We start from the raw sequence: 12,440 nt of genomic DNA on the forward strand, positions 1-12,440 counted from the left end.
GGGTCATGAGAGGGTAGTTAATCATACAATTGATAGTACTATTTTTATAATAAATGTCCAATATGGCTTTATTCTGTACCTTTTAAAGCCATAGCCATTAACATTAAGAGCATTTTAAGCTATGATTGCACCGAAATTATTTTATAAAGTACATAGACGCAGGCAGTCATACTGACTACCCACGTATTGTGTTAATTCCCAACTAACGAGGACGACTATTGTGTTAGAAGCTTATCGTAAACATGTCGAAGAACGTGCCAAGCTAGGAACTGTACCGCTACCACTAAATGAAAAACAAGTAGCAGAGTTGGTTGAGCTGTTAAAAAATCCACCAGCAGGCGAAGATGATTTCTTAATGAACCTGCTAGAAAACCGTATCCCTGCTGGCGTTGACCAAGCGGCTTACGTCAAAGCTGCATTTTTGGCGGCTATCGTTAAAGGCGAGGCGAGCTCACCACTTATCAATAAGAAAAAAGCGGTTGAAATCTTAGGCACCATGCAAGGTGGCTATAACGTACAGCCATTGGTTGCCGCACTAGATGACGCCGATGTTGCACAAGACGCTGCTGAAGCGTTAAAAAAGACTTTGCTCGTATTTGACGCGTTCAATGACGTGACTGAAAAAGCTGAAGCCGGCAACGATATTGCCAAAGAAGTCATACAGTCTTGGGCTGATGCTGAGTGGTTCTTGAACCGCGCCGAGGTACCAAAGAAATCAACTTATACGACCTTTAAAGTCACAGGCGAGACCAACACTGACGATCTATCTCCTGCGCAAGACGCGTGGAGCCGTCCTGATATTCCACTTCATTCATTAGCCATGCATAAAAACTCTCGCGACGGTATTACTGCTGATGAAGAGGGCGTTGTTGGTCCGATGAAGCAAATCGAAGAACTCAAAGAAAAAGGCCACCCACTTGCGTACGTTGGTGACGTCGTCGGTACAGGTTCTAGCCGTAAGTCTGCGACCAACTCCGTACTATGGCTAATGGGCGAAGATATCCCGAATGTGCCAAACAAACGCGGCGGCGGTCTGGTACTTGGTAACAACATCGCTCCTATCTTCTTTAACACTATGGAAGATTCTGGCGCATTGCCAATTGAGAAAGTAGCGGTCGATAACCTAAATATGGGCGATGTGTTCGACATCTATCCCCATGATGGCAAAATCACCAAGCACGACTCAGATGAAGTTATCTCTGAATTTAAACTAAACTCGCCAACACTGCTTGACGAAGTGCGTGCTGGTGGCCGTATTCCATTGATCGTTGGTCGTGGTCTGACCAATCGTGCGCGTGAGTACATGGGTCTAGGTCATTCAGATGTCTTTGCTAAGCCTGAAGAGCCAGCCGATACTGGTAAAGGCTTTACCCTTGCACAAAAAATGGTTGGTAAAGCTTGTGGTCTAGAAGGCGTACGTCCGGGTATGTACTGTGAGCCAAAAATGACGACTGTTGGTAGTCAGGATACCACTGGTCCGATGACCCGTGATGAGCTAAAAGACTTGGCTTGCCTGGGTTTCCAAGCGGATCTCGTGATGCAGTCATTCTGTCATACCGCCGCTTATCCAAAGCCAGTTGACGTTGAGACTCAGCACACACTACCTGATTTTATCATGAACCGTGGCGGTGTTAGCTTACGCCCAGGTGACGGTATCATTCACTCATGGCTGAACCGTATGCTCCTTCCAGATACCGTTGGTACTGGTGGTGACTCGCATACACGTTTCCCAATGGGTATCTCGTTCCCAGCCGGTTCTGGTTTGGTTGCATTTGCCGCCGCGACTGGTGTTATGCCACTTGATATGCCTGAATCTGTCCGCGTCCGCTTCGTCGGTGAGCGTCAGCCTGGTATCACGTTACGTGACCTCGTCCATGCCATCCCTTATCAAGCGATCAAAGAAGGTTATTTGACGGTCGACAAAAAAGGCAAAATTAACGAGTTCAACGGTCGTATCCTTGAGATCGAAGGTCTAGAAGACCTAACGGCTGAGCAAGCGTTTGAGCTATCTGATGCCTCAGCTGAGCGTAGTGCGGCGGGTTGTACCATCACGCTATCTGAAGAGTCGGTAACTGAGTACTTAAACTCAAACATTACCCTTCTAAAATGGATGATCTCTGAAGGCTATGGCGATGCCCGTACCATCAGCCGCCGTATCGAGCAGATGCAAGACTGGCTTGCCAACCCAAGCCTGATGCGTGCTGACGAAGACGCTGAATATACTATCGATATGACTATCGATATGAGCGAGATCAAAGAGCCTATCCTATGCTGCCCGAACGATCCAGACGATGCTAAGACTTTGGCTGACGTCGCAGGCGATACCATTGATGAAGTATTTATCGGTTCATGTATGACCAACATCGGTCACTTCCGCGCCGCTGGTAAACTGCTACAAGATGTACCAGCAGGTAGCCTCAAGACGCGTCTATGGATCGCACCACCAACCAAGATGGATGCACGCCAGTTGATGGAAGAGGGTTACTATAACGTCTATGCACAAGCTGGCGCTCGTACTGAAATGCCAGGTTGTTCACTATGTATGGGTAACCAAGCGCGTATCGCACCGAAATCTACTGCGGTATCGACCTCTACTCGTAACTTCCCGAACCGTCTCGGTCAGGGCGCAAACGTTTATCTCGCGTCAGCAGAGCTTGCAGCGGTAGCGGCGGTACTGGGTAAGCTGCCAACCAACGACGAATACCAGCAGTATGCTGGCATGCTCAACAGTATGGGCGATGAAGTCTATCAATACATGAACTTTGATCGTATGGAAGAGTACACCGAAGAAGCGGATAAGATTAATGTCGCTCAGTTGACCTAATCTTGCGTATATAAGCTTTTAAAATTAGAAGCTTTATACTAAAAAATTATATGTAAAACAAAAAACCCCCGTATCGTCATGATGCGGGGTTTTTTTGTATAATTTAACCTGACTTGAAAGTAAACTTTATTCCACCAATATCATAGTGTATAGTCTGCTTATATTTTGTAGAAAAATAATAGGCCTTGATCATGAAGATAGTAAAGTTGCAAATCGAAAATTTTAGGGGGTTTGAAAACGTTGAGGTCATGCTTGATGAAAAGTTTAACGTAATAGTAGGGAGGAATGATGTCGGAAAGTCTACTGTTCTGGAGGCACTCGAAATATTTTTTAATAATAGTACAGTCAAAATTGATACTGAGGATTTATGTAAGTTTAGCGATAAAGACTACATAGAAATAGGTGTATCGTTCAAATTACAAAGCTTTGAGCTGAGAATAGATACCATACCAACTTTCCTAGATAAAGAGTATTTGTTGGATGAATATGGTTTTTTAAACGTAGTTAAAAGATGGGATTGTAGCAAGAAATCTATAACAAAAGCGTCAGAAAGAATTTTTATAAGAGCTAACTATCCTAAAGGATTCAATGAGCCTCTCATTACTTTGAAAAATTCTGATCTTAAGTCAAAAGTAGCTGCTATATTCGGCGATGATTTACCTGATAATATAAAGCAGAATACTAATTCAACTATGAGGTTAGCTCTATACGAAAGCTATAACAAACTGAATAGTATTGATTTAAAGACAACCTTAATAGAATTAAACAAAGAGGATGCGAAAAAGGTATGGATTAACCTACAAAAAGATATCCCCTTATTCTTTTTATTTCAATCAGATAGAGCTAATAAAGACTCAGATAAAGAGGTTCAAGATCCATTAAAAGCAATCACAAAACTAGCCATAAGCGAAGTACAAGATGATTTAGAGAGGGTTATTAACAGAATTGAAAACTTAGTAACTCAGGTTGCACAAGATACAGTCAATAAAATGCAAGAAATGGATCCTAGCTTAGCAGAGTCATTAAAACCTAATCTCAGTCAAAAAAATTGGGATTCACTGTTCTCTTTTACTTTTATAGGCGATGATGAGGTACCAATTAATAAGCGTGGAAGTGGTTTTAGAAGATTGTTACTTTTAAACTACTTTAGAGCAGAGGCGGAAAGGGCGAATGAAAGTAGAAAGCCAATTATATATGCTATTGAAGAACCAGAAACAGCGCTACATCCTAATTGGCAACTCATGCTAATTCAATCTTTGTTAGATTTAAGTGAGAACAATAGTGCGCAGATATTGATAACTACTCATAGCCCAGCGCTCGCAAGTACAATAAATTATGAATATATAAGATTCATAAAAAAAGAAAATAGAGTACATGATATTAGTCAAGGACATAATACTAGTCTAGATGAGGTGTGCGCTACTTTAGGTATTATGCCTACAATTTCTTCTTCTAATGATTTGAGTAGAATCAAAGTTATTCTATGTTTAGAAGGCATCAACGATGTTAAGTTTTTTTATAATATAAGTAACTTATTTGATATTGATCTAGAAAATGATTGTAGGATATTGGTAATTCCTTTAGGTGGTAACACTCTTCTTGAATGGGTTAATAAATCATACTTAGACAAGTTGACCTTACCTCAAATACATATATATGATAATGATGTTGCAAAATATCAAGATGCTATAGATATTGTAAATGAACGGACAGACGGGTCTTTCGGTTGCTTAACGCGCATGGTAGAGATTGAAAACTACGTACATCCATCTTTAATTAAAAGTATTTATAATATTGATGAAGATTATTTCGTAGACAACAATAATTGGAAAGAAGAATGGGTGACTCATAATGTACCAAAAAACTTAAATGAATTTCTAACTGATTTGTCACAAAGACGAGGCACAGAAATACTTAATCACGGAAAATCAAAAATAAAAAGTAAGTTTGCAGACGAAGGTGCTAAGCTGATGACCGTAGAGCTTTTACAAGATTTGAATGTCTTTGATGAAGTTAATGATTGGTTTAGTGGAATAAAAGCATTCCTTTGAGAGATATCTAGCAACGTAAGTTTTACTCATAGTAAAAGTTGAGAACCAAAATCGTGCGTGGTTTTACTGTGGGCGGCACCAGCTGATTTTTTATGCCATCTTCTGTATAATATAAGGGCAGGCGGAAACCGTGGCTCTGCACTTTTTTATTTTTTATCTCGGGACGGACCGATACTTTGATTATGCACCTTACGTGCTTTGGAGTCTTGGTTGATTACCTTATCCCCCCTCAAACGTCGCCTCTTATATGTGACGGTCTTTGAAATTATCGCTATTATCTCGTCCACTTATGTATTGATGAAGCTTAGCGGCAGCAACGCGGCAGAGTCTTTGCCAGTTGCGGTGATGGTGTCATTGGCCGCTGTGATTTGGAACTTTATATATAACACCGCTTTTGAAGCATGGGAGCGTCGCCAGCAGGTGGCAAAGCGTACATTACTGATACGCAGCATTCATGCCTTTGGTTTTGAAGGCGGCTTGGTGTTGGTTTGCCTACCGATTTATATGATTTGGTACGACGTTGGTTTGCTAGAAGCCTTTATGATGGAGGTAGCATTACTGCTTTTCTTCTTAGTTTACACTTTCGTTTTTACCTTGATTTTTGACAAGATATTTACCTTCCCAAACCAGCATAAGCCAGCCTCTGCTTCTTAACCGACACTAATATATCAAAGTACTGCTTATTGTTTATAGACTGTGCTCAAAAAAAAGCTGCCTATTATTGGCAGCTTTTTGAGTAACGTATGCAAATATAAAGAGGTGTTATTTGCCTTTATAAACTGGCTTGCGCTTTTCCATAAATGCCGTAACGCCCTCGACAAAGTCATCAGTGACTGCCATCATATTTTGTTGTTCAACTTCCATATCAAGCGCTTCATTGAGTCCAGAAAAAGCATGTACATTAATCATATGCTTCATAGACGCCAAGGCTTTCCCAGGTAAGCTGCTTAGGCGAGTGGCTAAAGTGTATACAGCAGCATCTAATTCCTCACTGCTGACCACATTATTGACCAAATTTAGACGAGCCATATCTTCTGCTTTAACTTTGTCACCCAGCATGATTAATTCAGTGGTTTTCGCTGCACCGATCATCTGATTGAGTAGGTAAGTACCGCCTGCATCTGGAATCAAGCCGATATTAACAAAGGCTTGTACAAATTTCGCATTCTCACTTGCCACTCGAAAATCACAAGTGAGTGCCAAGTTCATGGCAGCGCCTGCAACCGCGCCTTCTAATTTTGCGATAATAGGCTTGTGAATGTGACGCAGCTTTAAGCTAACCTCAGCTATCTCTTTTAGCATATAATCAAGCTTGCCTGCTAATACTTCAGAATCCAATCCACCTTCTAGCATCTCACCAATATCACCGCCACTCGAAAAGTTGTTACCAGCACCTTGTAACACAATCACCCGCACTTCTGCATCGTTATCCGCTTTATCGAGGGCTTCCATGATGGCTATTTTCATTGCCGTACTAAAAGCATTTAAGGTCTTTGGGCTGTTCATGGTGATGGTGGCGATATGGTTTTCGCTTTGATACTCAACGAGAGGTTGGGACATGTTGGATTTCCTTGTCTTATATAGTTGTTTAAACCTGTTATTAGTAAATAAAAAGGAATGATAATATTGAAGCTCGGACTACCAGTGCCGATTACTATAGCAGCTTGCTATGATTATAAAAGCAGGTTCTGTGAGCGCTAGAGCCACAGTAATATAAATAATATATAGAAGATTATGAATCAGGGGTCAGTCTCGTTACTTGATAAAGACAATGTATTTATTTAAATTTGCTTACATTCATTACGAAAAACCCTACTAGGCGACAGAGGGTTTGTGTCTTATGCTAAAGCATAAAAACCTGTATATAAAAATACTCACAAACAAGCCAATCGCTTTTTGCTTATAAACAACTATAGTTAATTGACTACATCAGACAAGGACGCTTCTATGCCATATATACAAATCAACAATGCCAATATTTATTACGAGGACAGTGCGCCCAATGATCAAGATAAACCGGTCATGGTGTTCGCTCATGGTCTGCTGTGGAGTACGCGGATGTATGATAAGCAGGTCGCTCATTTTAAAGAAGATTATCGCTGTATTGCTTTTGATTTTCGCGGACAAGGACAGTCGCAGATTACCAAATCTGGTTATGATATGGACTCTTTAACTGATGATACCATCGCGCTATTAGACGCTCTTGATATCGATAGTTGTCATTTTGTAGGTTTGTCTATGGGTGGGTTTATTGGGCAACGAATCGCTATAAACCGTCCAGAACTTTTGTCCTCTTTGATACTACTTGAGACGTCATCTGATCCTGAAGATCCCAAAAATGTCCCGCAGTACCGTAAACTCATTACTGCGATCCGATGGTTAGGGATGAAGCGCGTTAGTAAAAAAGTAATGCCTATTATGTTTGGCAGTAGTTTTTTGGCAGACAAATCGCGCAAATCTGAATGCAAAGAGTGGCTGGCGCAGATTCAAGGCAATCATAAGGTTGGGGTGACTAAGGCGACAATGGGCGTTATCGAACGTAACGGAACCTATGAGCATCTGAGAAGTATCACCGCGCCAACACTGATCGTAGTCGGTGATGAAGACGCCGCGACCCCTTATTCAAAGTCTGAGCGCATGCACTTTGCCATTAAAAGCTCTAAGCTTGCAGTCATCAAGCGAGCTGGTCATACAGCGACTGTAGAAGAACCTGAGCAAGTAAATACCGTAATGAGTAAGTTTTTAGAGTGCTGCGTGTAGTACATAAAGTCTAATTGATAAAAACCGCTACCCAGTTAAGGCAGCGGTTTTTTTAGGTTAATGTATCGTATAAATCATCAATTTTACAAACGTGGTTTGTAGTCACTATTGCCATCATTAATAGTACCAAACACTTCTGCACGATTCACAACTTCATGCGCCCAAGCGCGATGTGTTGCAGGCTCTAACATCGTATTGTTATATTTAAATACTGCTTTAGCTTCACTATGGAGTATCGCTTGAGCCTCATCTAACATGCTAAGCGGCACGCAATAAGCTTGCTGTACCAAAGCAATTTGGCTTGGATGAATGACGGTTTTACCGACTAAGCCCAAGCTGACATCGCGTGTCAGCTCTTGCATAAACAGCGTTGGTTGATCTAAATACTCAAACACGGGCGCGCTAAGATAAAAACCATGCGGTACAAAGCAGCCAAGCAGTTGATAAGCGAGCGTACCAATCGGAGTATCGTAGACGACACTATTCTTTGGACGACGCAAACGCAGCGCGGCAAACAAGTCGTTGCCACCAATGCGTAAGGCATAGACGGGCTGGTTAAAAGCTTCTTTAAAACCAATCGCCAACTCTTGATTATGATGCGGATTGAATAAGGCGGCAGTCTCCAAGGTTGGCATCAATAACTGATCCGTACTGACATTTTGACAGGCCATACGCCAATTCGACAAGCTATACATATCGACTTTGGGCATCACAAAACCATCAACGAGGTTAATATGAGCAAAATCTGTAAGTTGTTGTAGTATCATCGGATTACGTGGGCGTACAAAGACTAGCGGCCGCGTTGGCTGCGTCTGAATATTTGCCTGTCCTGAGGGCATATTGATGCTATCGACGTGCATCGCCCACGTATGAAGTAGTGCCTGCAAGCGCTCAAGTGCCAGCTCGACATCGCTATGGCTAACGGCATCTTCTAAACAAATAATAATGCTATTAATCGTCGGTAATTTATCACGCTTAATGACTTGCCAAATGTCTTGACGGGTAGCAGGCATATAAAGCTTGCGCCAAGCTGATAGGGATGATAAGTGTGCGGCTTGATCATAGCATGACGCTCAGTGATCAGGTGTTCATAAGATTGTGTGTGGCTATAAATGCTTGTTTCGTTGTTTGGCGTATCTGACATAGTTGGCATCATAAATAAGGATAAATGAGAAATTATAAAAAGTGACAAAGAGTGGAGTATTACAATGCGCTAATCGTCTTTGCCACGCTGCTTAATAAGAGTGATGGCTTGATAGGGCAGTATTTTAGCACCTAAAACACTGATAGCAATATTACGATTGCTACATAAATGACGTAATAGCACTGTGTCAGGGTGCTCAGCAGTTGCTAACAAGATACGCTCAGGGTCGCGGCGTAATATGGCTCTTGTGGCTTCTGCAATCGTCGGTTTAATGCGATTACGGTTGGTAATGTCGTAGTCCGCTGCGATTTTATCTATCAGCTTGGCAGTCTGATATCGGGGCTGCATAAACGTCGGCAAACATTGCTCTGCTATCGTCAGTGTTCGCCGCGCGTTATCGATTTGCTCGATAAATTTTAGGCTATGGTCTGCCTCTACCAAATTATCATAAAACACGCTGCGATGTAGCCCTGATTGCGGCTCGGTATACAGACTACGAGATATCAGTCCTGAGACGGTACTGTTTAGCAGTCCTGATGGGATTAGCCAGTCATCAGTACTGGCTGCCAGCCAAGCGACTCCTGCTGGATCAGCAAGTGTTAATAAAGGAATGATACCAGCGCCTTGATGATAAATACTGGCAAAATATGGATGATTGGGGTCACTAAAGGCTTCTAAACTGCGTGCTAGTTCTTGATAAATCGCGCCTTTACCCGTCCAGCCATCGACAAATACGATGGGACTGTTTGGATAAGCCTCCAATATCATCTGTAGTGCGACTGGATCAAGACCGCGATCACGAATGATGCTGACGCCATAATGCACACTGGGCAAAGAATAACTGCTAGCGGCATCTGTTAAGGCTCGCTGCAATAACACCCCAATCGGCAAACCTGCCCGTACCAAGCTGACCAGTACCAGCGGACACTCATCATGAACAGTATGCTGAAAAGTATGATGTAGCGTATGGGCCAAATGAGCAATATCAGTCGCGCATCTATTTGTGCCTTGATCTAGGGCTTGTGCGTATAGCTGCTCATGCATGGCGGACGGTGCTTGCTCTAAAGTCAGCATGTCTGAATAGTGACGCTGACCACTTTGAATAAGTGCTTCTTTTTGGCTGACTGGCACATCGGCCACCGTCTCTTTATCGACGATATCAAGTAGTACCGTCACATCACTGGCAAGATAACTGCCTGAGCTGTATTTTTTTAGTTGTTGAATATTGGGGTTGGTCATAGAAGGTTTTTTTCTCGTATAGGCTGTTATTGTTATAATTACTGAGAATTAATATTGTCGTGCAGTTGACCATGATTGGGCATACCGTACCAATCCAATAGTTGTAAAAACGGCAAATCGGCTAAGCTATCACCAAAACCAAAACTTGGCCGTTGACTGTCTAAATGATGGTCTAATAAAAACTGTACGGCATGGCGCTTGTGCACTGCATGCGGCAGTATGGCAAGATTATTAGCGTTTACGTGCACATAAAAGTCCTGCTCAAAATCACGTATCAATGTAGGCAGCTTCTTGGCTAATTCTATCAATGCTTGATGGTCTTTTTGCGCATGTTTAATCGCCAAATAAATGGTCAGCTCTTCATTAACAGAACCATTATTAAAACTATCGATATGCGGAGTAAATACTAGCTGACTGTTATCGTTTTTACTATGGTTTGCAAATAATTGGCTCAATTGGTTCAGCTTATCCTGTAAGGGTGCAAGCTCGTTATACATATACTGCTGCCACGTACTTAATAGCTCACCATCAGAAGTCAAAATAATCGCACCGTGGGTTAAGACTTGCCAACTGTTAAAAGGCAGTTTAACGCGCGTGATTTCATAACGGTCGCGTGCAGTGACGACTATTAAGTCAGTGCTCACAAGCAGCCAATTTAAAAAGGCTGTTTGCCGCTGACTCATAAAGCTCAATGGTGCGCCTTGTTTATTGACCGTGGCACATACTAGATTTTTGGTTTCAGAAGTGGATAAACCCCACGCATCAATTTTACGCTGAGTTTGAAACAGCGTATCGTCCAAATCCATAAGTGTATAAGGTTTGATGATGTCAGGGTTGGTCTTAAAAAACGGGATAGTCATAAAAGTGTCCGTAAATGATGAGTGTAAAAATCAGAGCATAACCTAGTCAGAGCATAGCTTGGAGAGTAGTCTAAAACGTAGGACTCACCACCAACACATTATCCAAACTTTGCCACATTCTATCGACACTATCAGCAGGTGTCTCCACACACAGTACAATCAAGTCCCAATCTTTTGGCTCAACGTTATAGACAAAGTTGGTCATGCCCAGCCCATAATTGTCGTCAAAACTCATCATTGTACTAATCGCACCACCAGGCGCAATGGGTGAGCGTGTTAATGCACTAAATTTGACGGTTGGTACTGTTTCAGAGCTTTGTATTTGTGTCTCTTTTTCAAGCCATTCCGCCAATAAAAACGGCAACCAAACAAATTCATTACTGCCCAAAACCAAAATCCGCTCAGGCAACTGTTTTTGTTCAAACTGTAGCTGACCGCTAAACTGAGCAAATGCCTTTTGAAACTTCAATAAATAGTCAGCGAACCCATCTGTACTATCGAGTGTTGGTAAGCGTCCCCAGTTACCAGTATTGCCTAATGGCTGGCTACCAGCATCAGTGGTATCAACCGATGGCATGATAATTGCTTTAGGGTTTGGCGCATCTGTCCATCTCCAAGTACCAGACAACAAATGATGGCGTTGAAAGTCGATATTAGGTAGACATGCTGATACCTGATCAGAGACTGGCTCGTCCGCGTCAGTCACAGTCTGGTTTAGATTTAGAGACCAATCAACCAATGTGGTGAGATGTACTTGTTCTAGCTCTGTGAGTCCTGAGTTGCGTAAAGCTGTCACGACATTGATGCAAGTATTGCCTGTCGACGCTTCGTCATCGACCATGACAAGTGTTCTGCTGGCAAGTAGCTTTGCTTGTATGGCTTTATCAGCGCTTTTATAGATCAGATGCTGACTGGCATGACTATGATCTTCGCTAAAGGTGGTTAAGAGGGCGTTTTCGTCACCATCTGCATGCTGGGCATGACGAGTAGAGTTTAGCAGAAAGGCATTTGGATAGCGCGTTTGTAGCGCTTGATGAACACCAGCAGATAAACCAACGGCAGTTTCTGCCATTCCAATGACTAAAATTGGCTCAGGCAAGTCACTAGGAATTGAGTTTGCCAAATCAGTAAACGCTTGGCGCATGGTAGTAGGCGCAACTGGAATATGACGACCCAAGACTTTTGATACAAACAAAAATGCACGCTTTGGATTGATACGCTGCGCAAATCCAAGTAAATCTTCTAACTGATAATGGTCGTTTTGTTCCAAGTCATTATTACTTGTCACCCCTTTGGTTTGGTAGGTCAAACTGAGTGTACCGCGAGGTAGGGCGATGGTTGTATGCTTCTGCTGAGATGACATTGAGGTTCCTTTAAGCTTTTAATTTTATAGTGTGACAATTAGGGCAGATGATAACTGAAATGTCATTGTAAAGTGCAGGATTTATACACTTTACAAAAAAAAGTAAAGATAAGATACGAGTAAAAATATTGATTAATTAGATGCTTATTAATTGTATTCGTATAAACGAATTTAAATAAAAATTTGAATCAATTCACCT

At 42.1% G+C, this 12,440-nt stretch carries 8 protein-coding genes and 1 pseudogene; 4 read left to right on the forward strand and 5 right to left on the reverse strand.

Annotated features, from left to right (window positions below; genetic code table 11):
- Positions 1–220 precede the first annotated feature (220 nt).
- The 3 genes from acnB to PENNN9_RS04100 all read left to right on the forward strand — a co-directional run bounded on the left by acnB (position 221) and on the right by PENNN9_RS04100 (position 5,529).
- Positions 221–2,824, forward strand: a complete 2,604-nt coding sequence (gene acnB, locus PENNN9_RS04090; protein WP_058368462.1) for a bifunctional aconitate hydratase 2/2-methylisocitrate dehydratase — start codon at positions 221–223, stop codon at positions 2,822–2,824.
- Between the two features lie 191 nt (positions 2,825–3,015).
- Positions 3,016–4,875 (forward strand): ATP-binding protein, encoded by a 1,860-nt coding sequence (locus PENNN9_RS04095; protein WP_058368463.1) that lies wholly within the window; start codon positions 3,016–3,018, stop codon positions 4,873–4,875.
- Positions 4,876–5,085: 210 nt separating this feature from the next.
- Entirely contained in the window at positions 5,086–5,529 is a 444-nt protein-coding gene (locus PENNN9_RS04100; protein ID WP_178379341.1) for a PACE efflux transporter, read from the forward strand.
- 108 nt (positions 5,530–5,637) lie between these two features.
- Here PENNN9_RS04100 and PENNN9_RS04105 read toward each other — a convergent pair whose 3' ends face one another.
- Positions 5,638–6,435, reverse strand: a complete 798-nt coding sequence (locus PENNN9_RS04105; RefSeq protein ID WP_058368464.1) for an enoyl-CoA hydratase/isomerase family protein — start codon at positions 6,433–6,435, stop codon at positions 5,638–5,640.
- A 387-nt stretch (positions 6,436–6,822) separates the two neighbouring features.
- On the opposite strand from PENNN9_RS04105, the gene PENNN9_RS04110 reads away from it, so the two are divergent.
- Positions 6,823–7,635, forward strand: coding sequence for an alpha/beta fold hydrolase (locus PENNN9_RS04110; protein ID WP_058368465.1), 813 nt, complete (start codon positions 6,823–6,825; stop codon positions 7,633–7,635).
- A gap of 83 nt (positions 7,636–7,718) precedes the next feature.
- On the opposite strand, the pseudogene PENNN9_RS04115 reads toward PENNN9_RS04110, so the two are convergent.
- The 4 genes and pseudogenes from PENNN9_RS04115 to PENNN9_RS04130 form a co-directional block, all read right to left on the reverse strand.
- Positions 7,719–8,779: pseudogene (locus PENNN9_RS04115) on the reverse strand (HpcH/HpaI aldolase/citrate lyase family protein).
- 69 nt (positions 8,780–8,848) lie between these two features.
- Positions 8,849–10,018 carry a cysteine protease StiP domain-containing protein gene (locus PENNN9_RS04120; protein ID WP_058368466.1) on the reverse strand — a complete coding sequence of 390 codons (1,170 nt, stop codon included), beginning with the start codon at positions 10,016–10,018 and terminating at the stop codon, positions 8,849–8,851.
- Positions 10,019–10,056: 38 nt separating this feature from the next.
- A complete protein-coding gene (locus PENNN9_RS04125) occupies positions 10,057–10,878 on the reverse strand; it encodes an HAD hydrolase family protein (RefSeq protein WP_058368467.1) in 822 nt (273 codons plus the stop codon).
- Positions 10,879–10,948: 70 nt separating this feature from the next.
- A complete protein-coding gene (locus PENNN9_RS04130) occupies positions 10,949–12,241 on the reverse strand; it encodes a phosphoribosyltransferase domain-containing protein (protein WP_058368468.1) in 1,293 nt (430 codons plus the stop codon).
- Positions 12,242–12,440: the final 199 nt, after the last annotated feature.

It is taken from the genome of Psychrobacter sp. ENNN9_III (genome assembly GCF_001462175.1).
Lineage (GTDB): Bacteria > Pseudomonadota > Gammaproteobacteria > Pseudomonadales > Moraxellaceae > Psychrobacter.